The organism is Planococcus alkaliphilus (assembly GCF_057031095.1).
On record NZ_CM168060.1, the window covers coordinates 2,551,983 to 2,573,898 of the forward strand.

23 protein-coding genes are annotated in these 21,916 nt (G+C 42.9%); 4 read left to right on the forward strand and 19 right to left on the reverse strand.

The genetic code is table 11. The features are described from left to right. Window positions 1-111 precede the first annotated feature (111 nt). Both AC2EXB_RS13630 and AC2EXB_RS13635 read left to right on the forward strand, forming a co-directional pair. Window positions 112-804: an AzlC family ABC transporter permease gene (locus tag AC2EXB_RS13630; RefSeq protein ID WP_483601980.1), complete on the forward strand. Its 693-nt coding sequence runs from the start codon at window positions 112-114 to the stop codon at window positions 802-804. Then, complete coding sequence (locus AC2EXB_RS13635) at window positions 804-1,112, forward strand: AzlD domain-containing protein (RefSeq protein WP_235196781.1); 309 nt, start codon at window positions 804-806, stop codon at window positions 1,110-1,112. Before AC2EXB_RS13630 ends, AC2EXB_RS13635 begins: the two co-directional genes overlap by 1 nt. 39 nt (window positions 1,113-1,151) lie before the next feature. Here AC2EXB_RS13635 and AC2EXB_RS13640 read toward each other — a convergent pair whose 3' ends face one another. The 12 genes from AC2EXB_RS13640 to hpf all read right to left on the reverse strand — a co-directional run bounded on the left by AC2EXB_RS13640 (window position 1,152) and on the right by hpf (window position 13,787). Further along, window positions 1,152-1,409 (reverse strand): CsbA family protein, encoded by a 258-nt coding sequence (locus AC2EXB_RS13640; protein ID WP_235196782.1) that lies wholly within the window; start codon window positions 1,407-1,409, stop codon window positions 1,152-1,154. Window positions 1,410-1,420: 11 nt separating this feature from the next. Beyond that, the gene (locus AC2EXB_RS13645; RefSeq protein ID WP_483601981.1) at window positions 1,421-2,464 is read right to left on the reverse strand and encodes a PDZ domain-containing protein; all 1,044 of its coding nucleotides are present in this window, start codon (window positions 2,462-2,464) and stop codon (window positions 1,421-1,423) included. 195 nt (window positions 2,465-2,659) lie between these two features. After that, on the reverse strand, window positions 2,660-3,766 hold the full coding sequence (locus AC2EXB_RS13650) for a trans-sulfuration enzyme family protein (protein ID WP_483601982.1): 1,107 nt from the start codon (window positions 3,764-3,766) through the stop codon (window positions 2,660-2,662). A gap of 13 nt (window positions 3,767-3,779) precedes the next feature. Further along, window positions 3,780-4,358: a peroxiredoxin family protein gene (locus tag AC2EXB_RS13655; protein ID WP_483601983.1), complete on the reverse strand. Its 579-nt coding sequence runs from the start codon at window positions 4,356-4,358 to the stop codon at window positions 3,780-3,782. A gap of 128 nt (window positions 4,359-4,486) precedes the next feature. Beyond that, window positions 4,487-5,866 (reverse strand): murein hydrolase activator EnvC family protein, encoded by a 1,380-nt coding sequence (locus AC2EXB_RS13660; RefSeq protein WP_483601984.1) that lies wholly within the window; start codon window positions 5,864-5,866, stop codon window positions 4,487-4,489. Window positions 5,867-5,908: 42 nt separating this feature from the next. Next, window positions 5,909-6,793 carry a permease-like cell division protein FtsX gene (gene ftsX / locus AC2EXB_RS13665; RefSeq protein ID WP_483601985.1) on the reverse strand — a complete coding sequence of 295 codons (885 nt, stop codon included), beginning with the start codon at window positions 6,791-6,793 and terminating at the stop codon, window positions 5,909-5,911. After that, entirely contained in the window at window positions 6,783-7,469 is a 687-nt protein-coding gene (gene ftsE / locus AC2EXB_RS13670) for a cell division ATP-binding protein FtsE (protein ID WP_483601986.1), read from the reverse strand. The genes ftsX and ftsE overlap by 11 nt, the downstream gene beginning before the upstream one ends. Window positions 7,470-7,744: 275 nt before the next feature. Continuing rightward, on the reverse strand, window positions 7,745-8,086 hold the full coding sequence (gene cccB, locus AC2EXB_RS13675) for a cytochrome c551 (protein WP_235196790.1): 342 nt from the start codon (window positions 8,084-8,086) through the stop codon (window positions 7,745-7,747). A gap of 48 nt (window positions 8,087-8,134) precedes the next feature. Then, window positions 8,135-9,007 carry a YitT family protein gene (locus tag AC2EXB_RS13680; protein ID WP_235196791.1) on the reverse strand — a complete coding sequence of 291 codons (873 nt, stop codon included), beginning with the start codon at window positions 9,005-9,007 and terminating at the stop codon, window positions 8,135-8,137. 190 nt (window positions 9,008-9,197) lie between these two features. Further along, a protein-coding gene (gene prfB / locus AC2EXB_RS13685; RefSeq protein ID WP_483604754.1) for a peptide chain release factor 2 occupies window positions 9,198-10,299 on the reverse strand; the annotation gives its coding sequence in 2 pieces (ribosomal slippage) (window positions 9,198-10,226 and window positions 10,228-10,299; 1,101 coding nt in all). Between the two features lie 112 nt (window positions 10,300-10,411). Further along, a complete protein-coding gene (gene secA, locus AC2EXB_RS13690; protein WP_483601987.1) occupies window positions 10,412-12,928 on the reverse strand; it encodes a preprotein translocase subunit SecA in 2,517 nt (838 codons plus the stop codon). Window positions 12,929-13,205: 277 nt separating this feature from the next. After that, window positions 13,206-13,787, reverse strand: a complete 582-nt coding sequence (hpf, locus tag AC2EXB_RS13695; RefSeq protein ID WP_235196794.1) for a ribosome hibernation-promoting factor, HPF/YfiA family — start codon at window positions 13,785-13,787, stop codon at window positions 13,206-13,208. Between the two features lie 126 nt (window positions 13,788-13,913). Between hpf and AC2EXB_RS13700 the strand changes: the two genes are divergently transcribed. After that, window positions 13,914-14,618 (forward strand): SDR family NAD(P)-dependent oxidoreductase, encoded by a 705-nt coding sequence (locus AC2EXB_RS13700; protein WP_483601988.1) that lies wholly within the window; start codon window positions 13,914-13,916, stop codon window positions 14,616-14,618. A 36-nt stretch (window positions 14,619-14,654) separates the two neighbouring features. Here AC2EXB_RS13700 and AC2EXB_RS13705 read toward each other — a convergent pair whose 3' ends face one another. The 7 genes from AC2EXB_RS13705 to AC2EXB_RS13735 all read right to left on the reverse strand — a co-directional run bounded on the left by AC2EXB_RS13705 (window position 14,655) and on the right by AC2EXB_RS13735 (window position 20,973). After that, entirely contained in the window at window positions 14,655-14,996 is a 342-nt protein-coding gene (locus tag AC2EXB_RS13705; RefSeq protein ID WP_235196796.1) for a PilZ domain-containing protein, read from the reverse strand. Between the two features lie 31 nt (window positions 14,997-15,027). Continuing rightward, on the reverse strand, window positions 15,028-15,627 hold the full coding sequence (locus tag AC2EXB_RS13710; RefSeq protein WP_483601989.1) for a ComF family protein: 600 nt from the start codon (window positions 15,625-15,627) through the stop codon (window positions 15,028-15,030). A 56-nt stretch (window positions 15,628-15,683) separates the two neighbouring features. After that, window positions 15,684-17,009, reverse strand: coding sequence for an ATP-dependent helicase ComFA (locus AC2EXB_RS13715; protein WP_483601990.1), 1,326 nt, complete (start codon window positions 17,007-17,009; stop codon window positions 15,684-15,686). Window positions 17,010-17,048: 39 nt separating this feature from the next. Beyond that, entirely contained in the window at window positions 17,049-17,885 is an 837-nt protein-coding gene (locus tag AC2EXB_RS13720) for a DegV family protein (RefSeq protein ID WP_483601991.1), read from the reverse strand. A 145-nt stretch (window positions 17,886-18,030) separates the two neighbouring features. Further along, on the reverse strand, window positions 18,031-18,609 hold the full coding sequence (locus tag AC2EXB_RS13725) for a nuclear transport factor 2 family protein (RefSeq protein ID WP_235196798.1): 579 nt from the start codon (window positions 18,607-18,609) through the stop codon (window positions 18,031-18,033). A gap of 516 nt (window positions 18,610-19,125) precedes the next feature. Further along, the gene (locus AC2EXB_RS13730; RefSeq protein ID WP_052650931.1) at window positions 19,126-19,800 is read right to left on the reverse strand and encodes a response regulator; all 675 of its coding nucleotides are present in this window, start codon (window positions 19,798-19,800) and stop codon (window positions 19,126-19,128) included. Between the two features lie 27 nt (window positions 19,801-19,827). After that, window positions 19,828-20,973 (reverse strand): sensor histidine kinase, encoded by a 1,146-nt coding sequence (locus AC2EXB_RS13735; RefSeq protein WP_483601992.1) that lies wholly within the window; start codon window positions 20,971-20,973, stop codon window positions 19,828-19,830. Window positions 20,974-21,132: 159 nt separating this feature from the next. Here AC2EXB_RS13735 and AC2EXB_RS13740 point away from each other — a divergent pair, with 159 nt between their 5' ends. Next, on the forward strand, window positions 21,133-21,768 hold the full coding sequence (locus tag AC2EXB_RS13740; protein WP_483601993.1) for a YigZ family protein: 636 nt from the start codon (window positions 21,133-21,135) through the stop codon (window positions 21,766-21,768). Window positions 21,769-21,916: the final 148 nt, after the last annotated feature.

The following is a 21,916-nucleotide window of genomic DNA, read 5'->3' on the forward strand; positions in this document are numbered from 1 at the left end:
CGTTTCTATTTTCAAATAATTTTATGCTATGCTTATATTCGTATATTATTTACTTTACACTCTTTCTCTTCATTTGGAAAAGAGAAATACTTTGTGCAAGGAGCGATTTGAATGGATGATCGTGGATTTGTTTCCGGGATCAAAGCAGGAACAAGCATTGCAGTAGGTTACTTCCCGATTGCCTTGACATTTGGATTGCTGGCCAAGACAACAGGCTTATCATTGCTTGAAGCTACTGCGATGAGTATTTTCGTCTATGCAGGTGCAGCCCAATACATATCTCTTTCACTAATTGCAGCGGGCGTTTCTCCGCTTCTCATTGTCTTGAACACGTTCGTCGTCAACATTCGCCACTTTCTTATGACGGCTTCGCTCAACGAAAAGATGCAGCCGGAGAAAAAATGGGTAAAAGCCCTTTACGCTTTTGGGGTGACTGATGAATCTTTCTCGGTGCTTGCGACGCAAAAAGGCGGCAAGCTGCGGACTTCTTTCGGGATAGGCGTTATAGTGATCGCTTATGGCAGCTGGGTCGTCTTTACTGCCGTTGGCCATTTGATTGGAGCCAATCTTCCCCACTTCCTGCAAGCGGCCATGTCCATCGCTTTATATGCCATGTTTGTCGGGCTATTGGTCCCTTCCATGCGCGGCAACCGGAAAGTAGTCAGTTTAGCGTTAATCGCCGCTTTGATTAATTCTTTCTTTTACTTCACCGGTTGGCTGACAACCGGGTGGGCGATTCTTGTGTCAACGCTGGCATCAGCGATTTTTATTGAAATCATTTCTTCGAAAGGCAGGCGGACATAATGGGCGCTTGGTATTGGTGGATGATTATCGGTATGGCGGTAGTGACTTACCTTCCACGCGCAATCCCTTTGACTTTTTTGGAAGGGCGCGAATTGCCGCCGGCCATCCAAAATGTATTGCGCAATATTCCTTATGCGGTATTAGGTGCACTCATCTTCCCGGCCATCTTTTTTGTACAGGAAAATGTATGGTTCGGCATTATTGGAGCTACTGCTGCTTTTGGAATCGCTTTTACAGGGGCAAATGTGATGACGGTGGTGTTAGGCTCAATCGCCGTACTCGCCGTTTACAGCGTTTGGTTCCTATAATGACCATTCGAATCCTTTCTTGCCTATAAAAAAACGCCGTTACTCATCTTCATGAGTTTCGGCGTTTTTTCTGCGTTGGTACATCGTTGAAGCATACCAAAACCCGATGGTCAGGGAGGCGGCATTTACGACAAATAAGAGCCAGGTATGGGTGTAACCCGCGTAGACAGCAGCTGCAATAAGCGCCACTGTCAAGATCAATGCGACTATGTGATTGAAGGTCACGCGGGTAAATAACACGACGAGCAAACCAGGCACCAATAACGATAAGAAAAATTTTGTTATCATTGAGTCCATTTGAATTCTCCTTAGTTGACCACAATTAATCCTAAACGGTGGTGATCATGACGGAAAATGACATGCTGGCGCAATCGGACTTCCCGGTTGTGATCTAAAACTTCCAACCGGCAATGGGCCGCATTCACTTGGATCGCTTCGTAGAGTTCGGTTTCATTCGAAACAGACAAGCCATTTACTTTTCGGATGACTTCTCCTTTTAACAGACCCATTTTATCCGCTGGAGAATCCGGCAGCACATCGACTATCATGACCCCCATCGACTGAGGCGTCACTGCATGGTTTCCTTGGCGTTCTTTGATTTCAAAGAATAGCGTAATTGCCAAGCGTCCTGCTGCACCTGCCACCAATGCCACGAAAGCCATTGGTTCCCACAAAAATGAACCAAGTGCCAGGACGATGATGGCGATGCCTAATTTCCATGTAAGCCCTCCGATTTTTGGGAACAGGTAAATCGGCATCGTTCTTCTTGAGCGGTTCTGGAACGCGAAAATAAAAGGCACTAACATAAAAGAAAAAGAACTTTGTCCGATTGTAAATTGCGGCCAGTAAGGTGCATAAGAATCCAGTAGGCTGCCTGGAACGACAATTAGCACCGGAATCAGCCATAAGCGTTTAACATCATAGACAGCAGCCATCAATCCGCGCGAAGTATTCTCACGGCGAGGAGAAGCCGAACTTGCGCCTTTTTTCGAGATAAGAATCCCTTCGGCTATAACGAATGCGCCGGCGATCAATGCCACAGGAACCAGCCAGCCCCAATCGAGGTAGTAGCCTCCATATTCAAAAATCCCAAAATCGATGGTCCAGCCATTTCGTTTAAACAGCCAGCCAAAAATAACAGCCGCCAATGCTATATAAACAAATGAACCAAAGTAGAAAAATCCTGTAACCATCATTAAGATGCTGATGAGGCTGAGTGCTACAAGCCATTCGAGCGGAACGACCAATCCAAGTGCACAAAAAACCAAGGAATAAATTAAGATAAAGACCGCACCATCTTTTAACAGCCCTGAAAATTCAGTCCATCCCCAAACGATGCGTGTCCGAAACATCTTCCGTTCTCTTTTGACACGGAAATATCCTAACAGAACTGCTGTCAACAGTGCTATGTAAAAAGCAGGGTTGATAAAAAATCTTCCTATGTCCAGTAACGCATCCATTATCACTTCTTCACACCATCCTATCACGTGCACTGTCGTTTCTTTCCATTGTACCAAAGAACACGAGGTTTCTGTAGATTTTTTCGGTTAACGGAAAGCTTGTTCTAATTGTTTTAAAAGATCTTCCTTCCCTTCAATTCCTGCGGACAGGCGAACGACTTGCGGAGTAATACCGATTTTCTGTTTTTCTTCCTCCGTTAAAGCTCTGTGTGAGGTACCGTATGGATAAGAAACGGTCGTTTCCGCTCCAGCCAGTGTAGGGACAATTTTAATCCACCCTAAAGAAGAAAAGAATTTAGAGATATCCACATCTTCCGGCAACTCGAACGTGACGATTGCGCCTTTTCCGGGATACCAAACTCTCGCCTTTCCTTGCAGGAATTCTGCAATGGCTTTCGCATTTTCAGTTTGGGCTTTCATGCGCACCGCGAGCGTTTTGAGACCGCGAAGAGTCAGCCAAGCTTCAAAAGGGCTTAAGTTCAATCCTAAATTAACCACTCGTTTTTCCGCTTCATCGATTAAATCTGCATCTCCTACAAGGACACCTGCCGTGACATCACTATGTCCGCCTATATACTTCGTCGCACTATGAGCTACAAGGTTTGCCCCTTCGGCATAAGGGGTGATCGTATATGGCGTTGCAAAAGTATTGTCGATCATCACTTTCACTCCATAGCGCTGTTTTAATTGCTCCAACGCCTGAAGATTTTCTACACGCAGGAATGGATTGGTAATCGACTCACTAAAAATCAATTTAACTTCGGGAAAATCAATTAGTACTTGTTCCATTTCATCGATTTTTGTAAAATCGGCAAAATGTACTTGGATTCCCATCCGCACCAATTCTTCTCTCAAAAGATGAAAAGTTCCTCCATACACATCTTCTGCAGCCAGTATATGGTCTCCCGTTTTCACCACCGCAAGCATTCCTGCGAGTATGGCAGACATCCCAGAAGAAGCTGCTATTCCCTTTGGAGCGCCTTCCATTTCTGCAACAGATTCTCCTAAAGCATCGGTGTTTGGATTTGCTGTGCGGGAATACAAATACGTCCCGTTTCCTTCGTAATAGCCTTCCAACTCTTCTAATGAAGAAAAAGAGAACGCGGAAGTTTGATACAACGGCATCACTTTTGGTTGGATGGAACGTTCTTTCATTGTCGAAGTGTGAACGGCTTTGGTTTCAATTGAGCGCATTTTAGCATCCCCTTTAATCCATATTGGCGATCATTTCTTTCATCATGGTTTCATTCATCGGCCCTACGACTTTATTCTGGACTCTTCCTTCTGTATCAATCATGTATGAAGTAGGGATAGTCACCGCTTGATAAAGTGTTCCTATATCGCCTTTCTCATCCATCGGAATCGGAAATGTCAGTTCATATTCCTTCACAAAATTTCGAACTTTATCAATACCTCGATCTTCAGTCGTCAAATTGACTGCTAAAATTTCGACATTATTGCCAGCTGCATGCTCTTCAAAATAGTTTTGCATGTGAGGCATTTCCGCTCTGCACGGAGGACACCAAGTCGCCCAAAAATTCAAGATCACTTTTTTTCCTTGATAATCAGAAAGTTTTACTTTTTCGCCTTCTAAAGTGATAAGTTCAAAATCCGGAGACAACTCTCCTTTTGCCAACCCTTCCTCCGTCGGAAGAAAATCGACATCGCTGCCTAGAGCCATATTATCAAATTCATCTTTATTTTCAAGATTCGATTTCACGATCCCTGCAACTGCAATTCCGATCATACAAGCAATGAGCAGTAATCCAATCATTTTTTTAGACATTTACAAGTCACCTCATTCATCTTTCATCATACGATAAATTGACCCCGCTGTTCCACTTCTGTCTCCATAATTTAAATCATTTTGGCATAATAAAAAGCCGGCATCAGTTGACGATGCCGGCTTTGGTATTAAAGTGAGATGTAATTTGCAGGGTTGACTGCATTCGTGCGTCCACCATTCCATGGACCTACATGGATTTCGAAATGCAAATGCGAACCAAATGAACGGCCTGTGTTACCCATTGCGCCGATGCTCTGCCCTTGGGAAACAGATTGTCCGACTGATACGCCAATTGAACTCAAGTGAGCATAAACTGTAGCATGAGTTTGTCCATTGAGAGAATGGGTAATGATAATTACATTCCCGTAACCGCCCATTGAACCGGCATATGAAACAAACCCATTAGCAGAAGCCATAATATTCGTTCCGACACTATTTGCAATGTCTACGCCTTGGTGGAACTCAGGGCCTGAACCGATATCTCTCCAGCCAAACTTAGAGGTATAACGGCCCGAAGTTGGATTGATGAACCCTGAACTTTTTGCTGGCTGTGCTGCCGGTGGTGTATATGCCGGCGCTGCTGGTGCAGCCGCAGTATTAGCCGACTTCGCACTCGCAGCCGCTTTGCGTGCCGCCGCTGCTCTAGCTTCAGCCGCCGCTTTTTCTTGTGCTGCTCGTTCAGCAGCTAATTTGCGTTGGCGTTCTTCTTCAGCTTTACGCGCTAATTCAGCAAGTCTTGCCTGTTCAGCCGCGATTTGCTTTTCCAGATCTGCACTGACATCAATGGTTTCTTCGCGTTGTTTTTCAAGTTTCGCTTTTTCATTGGCTAAACGTTTTTGTTCAGCTTCAAGCTTTTTAACTAAACCTTTTTGCTTCGCTTTTTGTTCATCCAAAGATGATTTCAAAGAAACCAGTTCAGCTCGGCGCTCTTCTTGTTGAGCCAGTTTTGTTTCGACTTCCGCTTTCTGTTCAGCTAAAAGTTGTTTGTCTTCCGCTTGTTCACGCATGATTTTGCGGTCAGCGTCGATCAAAGTATTCACGGCAGAAAAACGGTCAATGAAATCGATAAAGCTGTTAGCACCTAGCAGTACATCTATGTAATCTACTGATCCTCCGCTTAATTGAATCGCACGTGCACGTTCTTGCAACAACTCGGTTCTTTCTGCAATTTTGCGCTCAAGTTCTTCAATAGAAGCTTTTAATTCTTCGATTTCATCTTTAGTAACACTGATTTCGCCTTCAACACTTGCGATTTTCGCTTCAGTTTCTTGAATTTTGCCATTCAATTCTTGAATCTGCGCCATGATTTTTTCTAATTCGGATTGATTTACAGAGATTGCTTCAGACTTTTTGTTGATCCCTGAATTCAATTCACTTTGTTTTTGTTGGGCTTCTTGCTGTTTTTGTTCTAATTCACTTAGTTTATCTGCACTGGCTGTAGGCATGATTAGCGATACAGCAAGTATAGAAGATAACCCAGTCAACATCCATTTCGACTTCGACTTCAAGTTCGTGTTCCCCTTTCGGATTTACGTTCTCTTCTCTCTGTCTTAAACACGCAAGAATTTACGTATTGACATAAAGCTTCCCCAGATTCCTATAAATATGCCCATCAATAAGATTAATGCGCTCACTTGATAGATGAATGGAGAAAATTCCAATAGCTGGAATATTTCATTTTTCAATCTTGGTTCTGCATAAACAGTAACGTTATAGTACAACGCAGCTACCAGGCCAATCGGAATAATAGATCCTAATAACCCTAGCCACATGCCTTCTAAAATGAATGGAATCCGTACAAACCAGTTGGTCGCACCCACTAATTTCATAATTTCGATTTCATGGCGTCTTGCGACGATGGTGATTCGGATTGTATTGGAGATCAAGAACATCGCTGTGAACAACAATGCAAGAATTAATACAAGACCCACATTGCGGCCGGTATTCAAAACATTGAATAATTTCTCAATCTTACCTGCTCCAAACTCCACTTTTTCGATTAATTCAATCTTAGAAATTTCACCTGCGACTTTTTCAGTCTGCTGTGGATCTGTTGACTTCACATAAAAAACATCGAACAGCGGATTGTTTTGTTCGTAAAGGCTGAAATCATCTCCGAAGTTCAGGATTAGATCTGTCAATTCCTCTTCTTTAGTAGAGAATTCCACCGATTCAACACCGGGCAAAACGCCGATCTCATTTTCCAGACGATCAATATCTTCCTGCCCCGTCTCTAATGCGATAAATACTTTCATTTCCACATCGTTTTCTACATCATCCGCTATTTTGTTCAAGTTCATCATGATTAAAATAAACACACCGACAAGCAATAACGTAACGGTTACCGCACTTACTGATGCAAAGGTCATCCAGCCATTACGGCCAAGGCTTTTTAAGCTTTCTCGGAAATGGCGTCCTAATGTTCTAGCCTTCATAGCCGTAATCACCTCCGGCTACGTCTCTGACGATCAATCCGCCTTCAATGGCGATTACACGGTGTCTCATTGAGTTTACAATCTCCCGGTTATGGGTCGCCATCAGGATTGTTGTACCACTTTTATTGATCTGTTCAAATAATCTCATGATGTCCCATGAAGTTTCAGGATCTAAATTCCCAGTAGGCTCATCTGCAATAACCACTTTCGGTTTATTGACGATTGAACGAGCGATTGAAACCCGCTGCTGCTCCCCACCCGATAGTTCTGTCGGAAACATTCGTGCTTTATGTTTTAAACCTACTAAATCCAAGACCTTTAATACGCGCTTGCGAATTTCTTCCGGTTTTTCTTCTATTACTTCTAGCGCAAACGCGACGTTTTCGTATACGTTCAATTTAGGAAGCAATTTAAAATCCTGGAAGACGACGCCGATCTGGCGGCGAAGCAACGGTACTTTCGAGTTCTTTAATGTAGCAATATCAATGCCGTCTACGAACATTTTGCCAGAGGTTGGACGTTCTTCCCGGTACATCATCTTGATAAATGTCGATTTCCCCGCTCCACTCGGACCTACTACATATACGAATTCACCTTGGTCGATCTCAACGTTCATTCCGTTAAGTGCCACAATGCCGTTCGGATACTTTTTGTAGACATTTCTCATTTGAATCATTTACTAACCACCTATATATATTAAGAGTTTCCCTAAACCTTAAGTTCACCTGAAAATTTCTAGCAGACTCATTATAACACCTTAAACCTCTTTTTTTATTACATTTATGTATCAATTAAAATTCAATATGAAATATTTTATGGTTTAATAGTAATGCCTTTTTCAAGAATTACACATCAAAATAGTATCATTTTACTTAATTTTATTGCATTTTTACATTGAGAGATAGTTGTGACATTTTTGTGAAATAGAAAAAAACCGGCTTTTCAGCCGGTTCATTTCTTCTCTGATAACCATTTTGCAACTGCATCTGCTTCTTCGCCTTCAATGATATCCGGTGGCATAGCACCTTGGCCGTTATCGATAACTCCACGAATTTCTTCTTCTGATAACCGTGCACCGACGTCATTCAAAGCTGGGAAATTGCCTGCGCCTTCCAAGTTTTCACCATGGCAAGAGATGCAATTTTGTTGTACAACTTGCTCGGGATCCACTGAAGATTCTTCTGAGCTGCCGCTGTCTGGCGTTTCTGCTGGCTCACTTGATTCTTCTCCTCCGCCGCAAGCACCAAGAACCAGTGCTGAACCAAATAATAAAGCCATTAATTGCTTTTTCATACTGGGTACCTCCTCGCTATTTTATCTACCTACTAGAGTATACCAAAGTTATGCCCGTTTGAAACCTTCTCCAAGAACCTCTGCAGCATCTGACACGATAACAAAAGCTGTCGGATCAATAATTTTCACCAAGTTCTTTAGGCGCGTAAACTCCGTCTGATGGACAACGACCATGATCATCGGCTTTTCTGCTTCCGTATATCCTCCAGTAGCCGATAACTTTGTAACGCCGCGATCGATTTCTTCGTAAATAGCATCTCGGATTTCTGCCTGCTTATTCGTAATGATGTAAACTAATTTCGATCTGCCAAATCCGACTTGGACTAAATCGATTGTCTTCGTTGTTACGTATAATCCGATCAACGCATATAACCCTTTTTCAATATCGAAGACCAAAGCAGCCGCAAGCACGATCAGTCCATCAATTAACGCAACACTTGTCCCGAGCGTCAAACCGGTATACTTTGTAATAATTTGAGCGGCTAAATCAGTTCCGCCTGTAGAAGCTTGTCCGCGAAAGACAATCCCCAGTCCTAGCCCTACCATGATTCCGCCAAACAAAGATCCGAGTAATGGATTCATCGTCCAAGGCTCCCATGATTCCGTCATGAAGACAACGAATGGAAGGAAGATGGTTCCCACCGCTGTTTTCAAACCAAAATTCTTGCCGAGCAAAATGACGCCGGCGATAAAAAGAGGAATATTAAATGCCCATTGCACAAAGGCCGGCTTCCAATCGAAAACACCTTTTAAAATGGTGCTGATCCCGCTGACTCCCCCTGACGCCACTTCGTTCGGCAGCAAGAATACATTAAAAGAAATTGCTACAATGGCCGATCCCAAAATGACACTGGCATATTCTAAAATTACACTAAGAATTGGATGCGGCTCTTTTCTATTTCGTTGATTTTTTTTACCCATTAAACTTTCCTCATTCCTACCTAATCTCGAGTTCAACCCTGTCAGAGTATAACAAAGCTCCAGCCAATTGTGAACTTCATCAAGGTAAAGAGAAAAACCTCCACTACGCATATGTTGCGTGGTGGAGGCTTCATTATAATTATGCTGGATTTTCTTTAAGTCGCAGTGATAAAAGGCGGCTCCGCTTTTCTTACTGCATTTTAGAACGCAGAAGTGAGTTGATGAAGCCGTCGATATCTCCATCCATCACAGCTTGCAGGTTCCCGGTTTCGTAATTTGTACGGTGGTCTTTGACCATCGAATAAGGATGGAACACATAAGAACGAATCTGGCTGCCCCAGCCGATTTCTTTTTGTTCTCCGCGGATTTCAAGAAGCTGTGCTTCCTGCTCCTGGATTTTCAATGCGTAGAGTTTCGCTTTCAACATCTGCATCGCTTTTTCCCGGTTTTTGATTTGAGACCGTTCTTGTTGGCAAGTAACCACTGCCCCTGTCGGCAAGTGCGTGATTCGGACAGCAGAATCTGTCGTGTTGATGTGCTGCCCGCCTGCACCGCTTGCCCGGTACGTATCAATTTTCAAGTCTTCTGTACGGATATCGATTTCGATTTCCCCTGTGAATTCCGGCATGACTTCACATGAAACAAACGAAGTATGGCGGCGGCCAGAAGAGTCAAATGGGGAAATGCGGACTAAACGATGAACGCCTTTTTCCGCTTTCAAATAGCCATACGCATTATGCCCTTTGATGCCCAAAGTCACCGATTTCACTCCAGCTTCATCTCCGGCAAGGTAATCAAGAGTTTCTACTTTAAATCCACGTTTTTCAGCCCAGCGCGTATACATGCGCAAAAGCATCGAACACCAATCTTGCGACTCAGTCCCGCCTGCTCCTGGATGCAATTCTAAAATGGCGTTATTCTTATCGTACGGTTCGCTTAATAGCATCGTTAATTCGTAATCGCTTAATTCTTTCCTAAAGGTCTGCATTTCACCGCTGATTTCTTCGTGCAATTCTTCGTCATTTTCTTCACGAAGCAGTTCCAGCGTCATTTCTAAGTTTTCCTGGGTTTCCATGAAACGGTGGTACGTATTGACGATTTCTTTTAATCCATTCAATTCCGAAATGACCGTTTGGGCCGAATCTTGGTTATTCCAAAAATTCGGATCCAACATCATTTCATCCAATTCCTGGATTCTGGCTTCTTTGTTTTCTAAGTCAAAGAGACCCCCTAAAGTCCGCCAATTTACTGGCTGATTTATCAAGTTCGTTGCGGATGTCTGCTAATTCCATCATTATATGTTCCTCCTCAAAATAACACCGAAGAGCAGATGCTCTTCGGTCCTGTGGCTTGCTTATGTTTTAATCATTTCAACTGCTCACTGTTGAAAGAGCGGCGTCTTTTTTAAGCTGTTGCGCCATGGCAGTTTTTAAACTTTTTGCCGCTGCCGCATGGGCAAGGTTCGTTGCGCCCTACAACCATGTCATTGCGTACTGGCGCTTTTTTCTTTTTCGGTGCCGGTCCGTCTTCTTTCGGGTTGACCGCTTGGCCTTTCGCTACTTCTTCGCGCTCAAGGTTATTGCGGATTTCCGCTTTCATGGCATATTTTGCAACATCTTCTTCGATCGATAAGACCATTTCCTCGAACATCGCAAATCCTTCATTTTGGTATTCACGAAGTGGATCATTTTGGCCATAAGCACGCAAGTGAATTCCTTGGCGCAATTGGTCCATTGCATCGATATGATCAATCCATTTCGTATCAATTGAACGAAGCAAAACAACTTTCTCAAATTCACGCATGCGTTCAGAAGTCATTTCTTCCTCTTTTTCATCATAGCGTTTTGCAACTTCCGCTTTGATAAAATCGATCAATTGTTCTTGAGTCTTCCCTTTTAAATCATCAACAGTAATGGTGTTTTCCGGCAATAAATTCGCTGAAGCCACATCCACTAGCGATTTGTAGTTCCAATTCTCAGGGTTCTCTTCGGAGGTATGCGCATGGACCATACGTTCGATAGAGCCATCAAGCATACGCTCTACTAATGCACGCATGTTCTCGGTCTCAAGGACTTCCATACGTTCCTTGTAGATAATCTCACGTTGTTGGCGCAAAACGTCATCATATTGAAGCAAGCGTTTACGGGCATCAAAGTTATTCCCTTCCACTCGTTTTTGCGCAGACTCAACCGAACGGTTGACCATCTTAGACTGCAGCGGCTGGGAATCATCCATTCCTAGTTTGCCCATCATATTGCGCATTGCATCCGAACCGAAACGGCGCATCAAATCATCTTCTAATGAAAGATAGAATTGCGTCACACCTGGATCTCCTTGTCGGCCTGAACGCCCTCGGAGCTGGTTATCGATGCGTCGGGATTCATGTCGTTCCGTACCGAGAACTGCCAATCCGCCCGCTTCGATTACCCCTTCACCCAGTTTAATATCGGTTCCGCGTCCGGCCATGTTCGTCGCAATGGTAACGGCGCCTTTTTGTCCGGCATTTAAAATGATTTCCGCTTCGTGCGCATGGTTTTTCGCATTCAACACGGAATGCTTGATGCCTTTTTTCGAGAGGTAATCAGAAATGATTTCGGAAGTCTCAATTGCAACCGTACCGACTAGTACCGGTTGGCCATTCTTATGGCGCTCTGCAATATCATCTGCTACTGCCTTATACTTACCGGCAATCGTTGCATAAATCAAATCGACTCTATCATCCCGGATGATCGGTTTATTTGTTGGAATCGCAATAACGTTCATATTATAAATATTGCGGAATTCCTCTTCTTCCGTTTTAGCCGTACCGGTCATACCGGAAAGTTTATCGTACATACGGAAAAAGTTCTGGAACGTAATGGTCGCCATGGTCATAGATTCATTTTGAACTTCCAAACCTTCTTTGGCTTCGATTGCCTGGTGCAGTCCATCTGAATAGCGGCGTCCTTTCATTAAACGGCCTGTAAACTGATCGACGATTACAACTTCACCGTCTTGAACGACATAATCTACGTCTTTATGCATCGTCACTTGCGCTTTCAACGATTGGTTGATCGCATGGTTCAAGCGCACATGGCGAATATCGAATAAGTTATCGACATTGAAAGCTTTTTCCACTTTTTCAATGCCGTCTTCAGTCAACACGACGCCTTTTGTTGTTTCATCATACGTATAATCGGTATCTTTCACCAGTATCCGGGAGAAAGCATTTGCTTGCATATACAATTGCGCCGCTTTTGCCGCCTGTCCTGAAATAATCAACGGTGTACGCGCTTCATCGATTAAAATGGAGTCAACTTCATCGATAACCGCAAAGTTTAATGGGCGCTGAACCATGTCTTCTTTGTAAAGCACCATATTATCCCGCAGATAGTCAAAACCAAGTTCATTGTTGGTGCTATACGTAATATCCGCTTGATAAGCTTGGCGTTTTTCATCTTTCGTCAAGCTGTTTAAGTTTAATCCGACAGTCAGTCCCAACCACTCGAATAATTGACCCATTTCACCTGCATCGCGGCTCGCCAAATATTCATTGACAGTTACTACATGAACGCCTTTTTTTGAAATGGCATTCAAGTAAACCGCCATGGTTGAAGTCAAAGTTTTACCTTCACCTGTTTTCATCTCGGAGATATTGCCTTCGTGAAGTGCTGCCGCCCCCATAATCTGAACGCGGAATGGGTACATGCCCAACACTCGTTTAGAAGCTTCCCGAATTGTCGCAAATGCTTCCGGCAATAAATCGTCCAATGATTCACCTTTAGCAGACCGTTCAATAAATAATTCCGTTCTTGCTTTTAAAGCTTCATCTGATAAAGCTGCATATTCCGAAGCCAGCGCTTCGACCTGGTCAGCAGTTTTTTCTAATCTTTTTAGGTCCCGTTTGTTCGGGTCAAATACTTTATTTAATACTCCAAGCATCTATAACCGCTCCCTGCGTAGTGTCCGGCTTTGACAAGTCCAGCCAGATCGCCTTTGCTTTAATATTCTCATTGCAAATTGAATTAGTCCTTAATAACTAAAATATTCAATAGCTCTTAGTCCTTGGCAAAAATTCTCACTACTTATTTTAACACTGCAGGCAATCGCGTGCAAACTTCCTGTATGGCTTGTTAAAATGCTAGAAACAGCAGAAAATTAGTTTTTTTCTCCAATACGAAAGAAAAGCCTCTCATAATGAGAGGCTTTCTAACTATTATTATGAACTTGTTTCGATCAAACCATATGTGCCGTCTTTTCGTTTGTAAACGATATTGGTTTCATTGGATTCAGCATCTGTAAAGACGAAGAAAGTATGCCCAAGCATATTCATCTGCAATACAGCTTCCTCTTCATCCATCGGTTTTAGTTCAAATTGCTTTGTACGAACGATTGTCAAATCTTCATCGTCTTCGTCTGTATAAGAATTTTCCGCGCCATTTGAAGTTTGAGTCACTTGTTCAGCTGAAGCGAATGCCATGCCCATTCCTTCACGATCGCGGAATTTACGATTGATTTTTGTTTTGTATTTTCGGATTTGACGTTCAAGCTTTCCAATGATTAAATCTACTGCCGCATATAATTCATCGTGCCGTTCTTCTGCACGCAATACGAGATTTTTCATAGGGATTGTAATTTCCACTTTAGTTTGGCTGTGGTTAAGCGCTTTTAAATTAATCATCGCTGTCGCGTTTGTACCTTCCGGAAAGTATCTTTCGATTTTATCCACTTTCTTTTCGATGTACTCGCGGACTGCCGGAGTTACTTCGACATTGTCGCCCTTGATATTGTATTGAAGCATATGAACTCCTCCTTCTTTTGTGCTTACCTTTACATTTCTATATATCCCCTTAAGTTTCCTGCTTAAAACTAAAAAGTTTTAAGGAAGTTAAATTCAGGTAAAGTAAATAACAAGGAGATGAAGGCGATGTTTACAAATAAAACAGTAATAGTGACCGGCGCTTCCCAAGGCATCGGGCGGAGTATTGCAGAACATTTTCTAGCGAAAGAGGCCCGCGTCATCGGACTGGATATCCAAGAAAGTGAGCTGCCGGGAATGGATTTCCGCAAATGCGATGTCGGGAATTTCAAAGAAGTAATCCGAGTATTTTCAGATATCCATAAAGATTACGGAGCTATTCATATCCTGATCAATAATGCAGGTGTTTCAAAATTCACTTCGATTTGGGAGATTGAAGAACAAGATTGGGATGAGCTGCTCAGCACGAATTTAAAAAGTGTATTCATTTGCAGCCGCGAAGCTGCGCGCTATATGACGGATGATATCCGATCAATTGTCAATATGGCCTCAACACGCGCATTCATGTCAGAACCGAATACCGAGCTTTACTCTGCTTCAAAAGGAGGGATTTTTGCACTGACCCATTCGTTGGCAGCTACTTTAAGTGAAAAAGGGATTCGCGTAAACTCAATTGCCCCCGGATGGATCCACACTGGGGAAGAAGAACTCCGGAAAGTTGACCATGAGCAGCATTGGAGCGGCCGCGTCGGCAAACCTGATGATATTGCCCGTGCCTGCCTTTTCCTATCAAATCCTGAAAACTCTTTTATCACCGGCGAATGCCTCAATATCGACGGCGGGATGACCAGAAAAATGATTTATGAACATTAAAAAAACTGCCGGGCTCGTTTAAACGCCCGGCAGTTTCTATTCCAGTTCCAAATAGGCTTTTAATTCGCTATTGATCAGCATTTCTTTAATCGGATCTTTGTGGAATTCCATGCCATACATCCAGCCTTCTGTCGTGCTTTCTTTCCATAACAGAAGGGCTTTTAAATGAATTTTTTCGTGGTTTAACGTGAACTCGACATCGATTTCTTCTTTTATTTTTTCTAATTCCTTCTCCAAAAAGAATTTTCCGCCTCGTGGAGAGACATCAAGCAAAAGTCCATAATGCTCAGGCCTTTCCCCCGGTTCATTTAAATGGATGATCAATTCTTGCGGATGGCCAAACGCATACCGATAATGTTCCTGCCTGTTATAAAACATTTGCATCCCTCCAAAATGTTTTTGAATCCCATTACCCGCGAATCAAGCAAAACAATTCGATTTCATCCGCACCTGCATCTTTTAACACTTTTGCCGCATGGCGCATCGTCGTCCCTGTCGTATAAAGATCATCGACTAAAATAATCTTATTCGGCACCGTTTCTCCATTCCAATGAAATAACGGAGACGAAGCCATTCTTTCCATTTTCGACTTTGTGCCTTGGACATCTTCGTTCTTTATTAAAAAATGATGGAACGGGAGCCTCGCTGACTCCAGCAGCGAATCAACTTGGGCAAAGGTCCGTTCTTTCAATTTTTTCGGATTCATCGGAATCGGTATAATTACCGCGTCCACTTTGGCTAAAGCATGATTCATTTCCTTTGCAAAAACTTCGGATAGAATAACATCTTGCAAAAATTTATATTGATGGAAATAAGATTGCATCCCTTCATTGTATCGATACAAACATCGCCCTTTTGCTATTAGTCCTGCATATTCAGTCTGTTCCCAATACATACAATCTGCACAAACCCCTTCCCCAGAGGCATCGCAGTACAAACAAGTGTTACCCGTGATGCTTTCAAATTCTGCTTTGCATTTCGCGCAAACTGCTTCGTCCAAATCATTCATAAACAAACTTCTCCAGGATGCCTGCATGGGCAGCTTCCTGCTGCATAAGAGGCAATTCATGAAATGGTCTTTCTATTATAAGCGATTATCGTATTTTTGGCTCTATCCATTTGCCTAGTAATTCCATTATGGAAAAAGACAACATCCCCATTTGGAAAGTCCGATGCCCTTCCCGCTCTTCCTGAAATTTGGATCAAAGCCGCTGCATCGAAAATCTCCTCATCTGCTCCGATAACTGCCACTTGAACATTCGGCACCGTAATGCCCCGTTCCAATATCGTAGATGTTACCAGTCCAGGAACGATTCCTTGCCGCAAGCCCATCACCTTCTCTTTTCGATTGGGATCTTTGGAATGTACCGCTTCAATAGCAGCGTCTAACTGTTTAAATAAAGGGATGCTTTCTTCAATCAATTCAATCGTTGGAAGAAATAACAGAAATGGTTCTCGCCGGGAAAGCCTTAAACGAATCCATGTTTCCAGCTTTTTAGGAATGCTGTTCTTTCTCAACCGCTTTTTATAGTTCCAAAGGGAATCGAACCTGGGCACCGGCAAAGGCTGTCCATGATACCGCCTAAAGATTTCTGAACGGCCCGGTGTCCCTTTGATTAACTGGACAGACGGTGTGGCAGAAACGTAGATCACCGGCGCATCGTGTTTTTTCGCTTTCATAACCGCTCTTTTTAAAGCCGGATCCATCGAATAGGGAAAGGCGTCAGCTTCATCCACGATCATCAGATCAAATGCATTTTGAAAACGGTAAAGTTGATGGGTAGTGGCAATGACAATTTCAGCAAATCCTGCTTCAGCCGGCGAACCGCCGTAAAGTGTATGGATGACGGTATCCGTAAAGATTGCGCGAATACGCGGAGACAGTTCCAAGACGACATCAGTCCTTGGAGCTGCAATACAAATCCGTTTGCCTGTCTTTAATGCTTCATACAAAGGAGCAAAAAGCACCTCTGTTTTTCCAGCGCCGCATACTGCATAGATAAGGTGAGATCGATTAATTTGAAGACTTTCAATCACTTGCTGGGAAGCTAAATTTTGTGAAGGAGTTAGATGTCCACTCCATTGAAATGAGTGGGTTTTCAGGGGTCTAGGAGATGGGGCCGTCCAAGTAATCAGCTCCGTACAAGAACTGATGCGGCCCATTTTAAGGCAATGGCGGCAATATAAACAGTCGCCTTCGCATTTTTCACAATAAAAAGAAGTCAGATTCACCGATTTTTCTAAGCATCTGCTGCATTCTTGTTTATCGGTGATGCCTGGAATACGTGTTACAAAACCTTGTAAAATAGCTTGATCGATTTCACTTTGCGGAAATGGGGTGAATTCTTTTAACCAAACTCTGCCGGTTAAAAAGTCTTCTAATTCTTTCATAAATTGCCTCCCTTTTTTTAAAAAATGGAACTTAGCCGGTTATTTTTTTACCCAGCCAAGCCCCATTGAGCCTTCTCCTAAATGTGTTCCAATAACAGGACCGAAATAAGAAATCACGAATTCCACTTCTGGATACTTCTCGTGCAATTCTTCGTACCATTTCTGCGCATCTTCCGGACGGTTGGCATGGATAATAGCCGCTTTAAGTGGGACTCCCGCTTTCACGTCTTCACCGAGCATATCTTCGATTCGCTTCATCGCTTTTTTCCGCGTTCGGATTTTTTCAAACGGCACGATCAATTTGTCCTGAAAATGCAGTAACGGTTTAATTTGCAGCAGGCCGCCAACAATGGCTTGCGCATTTGATAGCCTTCCGCCTCTTCGCAAATGATTAAGGTCTTCTACCATGAAATAAGCACGCATCGTCTTTTTCATTTCTTCCAATGCCCGAATGATCGTTGCTCCGTCCGCGCCTGCTCGAGACAACTCAGCCGCTTTTAATGCATAAAAGCCTTGCATCGCACAGGAGATTTCTGTATCAAAAGCAAAAACTTCCACATCTTTGACCAGTTCATTGGCCTGTTGAGCTCCATGGAAAGTTCCGCTGATCCCACTCGATAAATGAATAGAAACAATTTCATCGTATTCTTTTGCAAGTTCTTGATACTTCGTGACAAATTCACCAAGCGGCGGCTGTGAAGTTTTAGGTAATTCTTCAACCGCTTTTTTATAAAATTCGTCCACATGCAGTTCTTCCTCTTCAGCCAACGATTCGTTTCCAAAAGTCACTTGAAGCGGGACCATATGAATATTTTCAGCTCTACGGATTTCTTCAGGTATGTATGCCGTACTGTCTGTTACTATCGCTGTTCTCATACTAATCAGCCTCCATTGCCAGTTTACCAAATAATGCATTAAAAATAACCATTAAGTTAAACTAAATATTTTTTGCGATTAACGTTAAGTTCAGGAAAATTCGGCCAAAAAAAATAAAAACTTCCCGAAATTTCCGGGAAGCTAATTATTGGTTTCCGATAAAATGCAGGCTAGTCACTTTCCAAGCGCCATCTTCATTTTTAAAGACTACCACTTGCCGTCCTGATTGCTTTGCAGATTTATCCGAATCCGGTTCCGCCATCGTCACGTCGATTTGAGCATAAACTTCTGCCCGGTTCTCTTCATATTCCACAATGGTTTCATTGCTTGGCTTATAAGTTGTATCGAAATTCGTAAAAGCTTCGGTTAACGCGGCGCGGTCTTCTTCTCTATCAAAACCATCCGGTTCCTTGGCAATCACTTCCATATACCGTTCAACATCTTCCGCATTAAAAGCATCGATATATTCTTGATAAGCAGCTAAAATCTTTTCTGCTTCGGCTTCTGGAACTTCGGCTGCTTCCGCTTCCCCTTTATCGTTCAAGGTAAATCCGACTTCTTCCTTTTCTTTACCTTCTACATCTTCAACGCCATGGTCCACAGCATTGTTTTCGTTCGATACATTTCCATCGTCTGCTGTATTGCTGTTCACCGAAGGCTCATCAGAATCGGAACAAGCAGCAAGCAATAAAGCCACACTTGCGGCCAAAATCATCTTTTTCATCATACATTCCTCCTGCGCTTCATTTTGCCATACGCACGAATAGAATACAATGAAGAAACTGTGTCGAATTAGAAAAGCGGAGCCGCCTTGTCAGCCGCGACAAGCGCTGGAAGCCTTTTCGGAAATGGCGGTCTTTGCCATTGCAGATAAGGCTGAAGCGACCTCGAGCGGCTAGGCGGCGGAGCTGGACACAGAAAAGCGGAAACAGCCGTATAAGTTCGACGGACATAAGACGAATTGCCGAAGCGGCGGTCTTTGCCGCACAGGCGATGCGGCTTATGACCTGAGAACTTGGCTATTGGAGTCTAGACATAGAAAAGCGAAGCCGCCTTGTCAGCCGTGACAAGCGCTGGAAGCCTTTTCGGAAATGGCGGTCTTTTGCCATTGCAGATAAGGCTGAAGCGACCTCGAGCGGGTAGGCGGCAGAGCTGGACTTTGAAAAGCGGAAACGGCCATGTAAGACTAAAAATCAAAAGAAAAACCCGCATCAATGCTGCGGGTTTATCACATTTTCAATTAGCGCACTTCTACCCAACCATTTTTAATGGCTGTAACGACGGCTTGAGTACGGTCATTTACTTGCATTTTCTGAAGAATGCTGGAAACGTGGTTTTTCACAGTTTTCTCAGAAATAAATAGGGTTTCGCCAATTACACGGTTGCTTTGTCCATCTGTCAATAATTGCAGGACTTCACTTTCACGCTTCGTCAATAAATGATACGGACGGCGAATTTCTGTTTGATGGAACGAACCTTTGTTTTCACGCTCGCTTAAGCGACGGAATTCCATCACTAAATTGCGCGTTACTTTCGGGTGCAAATAAGATCCACCTTTCGCCACAACTTTAATGGCTTGAATAATAGCCTCTGCATCCATTTCCTTCAGCATGTAGCCAAGAGCACCTGTCTTTAATGCATGCGTAACGTAAGACTCATCATCGTGAATTGACAGCATAATGACTTTTGCATCAGGGAAATTCTCAATCAACTCGCCTGTTGCCTCTACCCCATTTTTTTGTGGCATATTAATATCCATTAAGACCACATCGGGTTTATATTCTTCATACAATTTGACGACTTCTGTTCCATCTCCACCTTCTGCTACCACTTCAAACGAATCTTCAAAATCAAGAATCCGCTTAACGCCTTCACGGAAGAGTTGGTGATCGTCGATAATAATAATTTTTGTCATTATGTTGTCCTCCTCGAATACCGTATCTTAACTGTCTAGTGTTAATGGAATAATAAACATCAGTACTGTACCGTTGCCTGGTGAAGAATTGATGATAAAATCCCCATTTATCAATTCGATCCGCTCTTTCATGCCCATCAATCCAAATGACTGGCTTTTCACGATGCTTTTATCGAATCCGGAACCATTATCTTTTACGATGATGGTCACTTGCTTTTCCAGCCATTCTACATTGACTTCAATTTCTGAAGCTTTCCCGTGACGGACTGCATTGGTAATCGCTTCTTGAACCAATCGGAAAATAGCCGTTTCGTAATTGCTTGGAAGCCGCACTTCCTTTCCTGTTGACTGGAAATTCATACGTGTTCCTTTGTTATACTCTTCAGTAGTGTCAATATACTTTTTCAATGTAGGAACTAATCCCAAATCATCTAAAGCCATCGGGCGAAGATCATAGATGATTCGCCTTACCTCCGTCAGGGCATCCCTTACCATTTCTTTTAATGAGGTAATTTCCTGGAATGCCAGTTCCGGCCCTTTTTCACGAAACGTCCTGTCAATCAAATCTGAACGCAAAAGCACATTCGCCATCATCTGAGCTGGTCCATCATGGATTTCCCGTGACAAGCGCTTTCGTTCTTCTTCTTGCGCTTCAATGATCCGAAGGCTATAATCTTGCTTTAGCTTTACACTGTCTTGTGCTTCATCAACTTTTTCATGATCTGAAGTTAGATAATTCATCGTAACGTTCAAACGATTGACCAGATATTCAGCTCGCTCAATTGTCTGAAGCAGGGTTTGCAGGCGCCGCTGCAAGCTATCGCGTTTTTGGCGATACTGTTTTTCTTCAGAACGATTGATTGACAATTTGACTTGAAGTTCATTAGCCTGTTCATAAGCTTGCCTGACTTGGCTTTCTGTGAATGAGTTGAAGAATTGAGAAACTTCGGCAAGCCTCCTGCGTGCGGCTCGGGTCTTTTCTTCCAAAAGGTCTCCGGTCTTTATCACACGTGCAATATTCGTTCGCACTTCTTCAAGTTCATTTTTCATATCTTCATAACTTTGGCGACTTTGTTCACTGATGACGAAAATATCCTGTTTGGAACGTTCCATTTTTTCCATGACTTCGTCAAAAATGGAGTCTAATGCTTTCACATCGAATTTTTTAGCCATTCTAAAACCGCCTTAGCTATACTAAACTATACATAGAAGAAAAATACTTGCACCTTTATGCCTGCCACAGCTGTAATAAGTATATCACTTTATAAGCAAGCCCATGTTAAAAACACATTACAAATTATCTGATTACATTTTACACCAGGAGGCATTAAAATGCGAGAAAATTACAAAACTATCGGCAATGGAAAAGAAACGGAAATTATCATACAAAAGTCACGTTTTATAGCACACGCAAAAAGAGCAGAAACCGAAAAAGAAGCTCTGGAATTTATTGATTCTATTAAAGCAAAACATAAAAGCGCCAATCATAATTGTTCAGCATACATGATTGGTGAACATGATTCAATTCAGAAGGCAAATGATGACGGAGAACCGAGCGGGACTGCAGGCGTTCCGATGCTTGAAGTCTTAAAAAAGCAAGGGTTGAAAGATACGGTTGTTGTTGTCACGCGTTATTTTGGCGGCATAAAACTTGGCGGAGGCGGATTGATCCGGGCTTATGGAAAAGCGACAACAGAAGCGATTGCTGCATCCGGAGTCGTTGAACGCCGGCTGCATTGCTTAATGAACGTCCATGTAGACTATACATGGTTGGGGAAAATGGAAAATGAAATTCGGCAATCCGAATTTCCTTTAAAGGAAATTCTCTATACTGAAGGAGTCGAATTATTGGTTTACGTACCTGTTGAACAAGAAAGCAAATTTATCGATTGGGTCAACGAAATGACGAATGGACAGGCAATTATCAGCTGCCTGGAAAAAGAATTTCTTGAATTCAAGATGTCTTAATCTTTTTTCATTTACGTATCCTTCAACTCGCTGTATAATAGGTTGAATCAGAGAACGCATGCAACTTAGACTATTGTCATGCGTCTACTATCATAGTAAGATTGGATCGACCCGAATTGAATACTCGGTTAGCCCATTCCTAATTTAG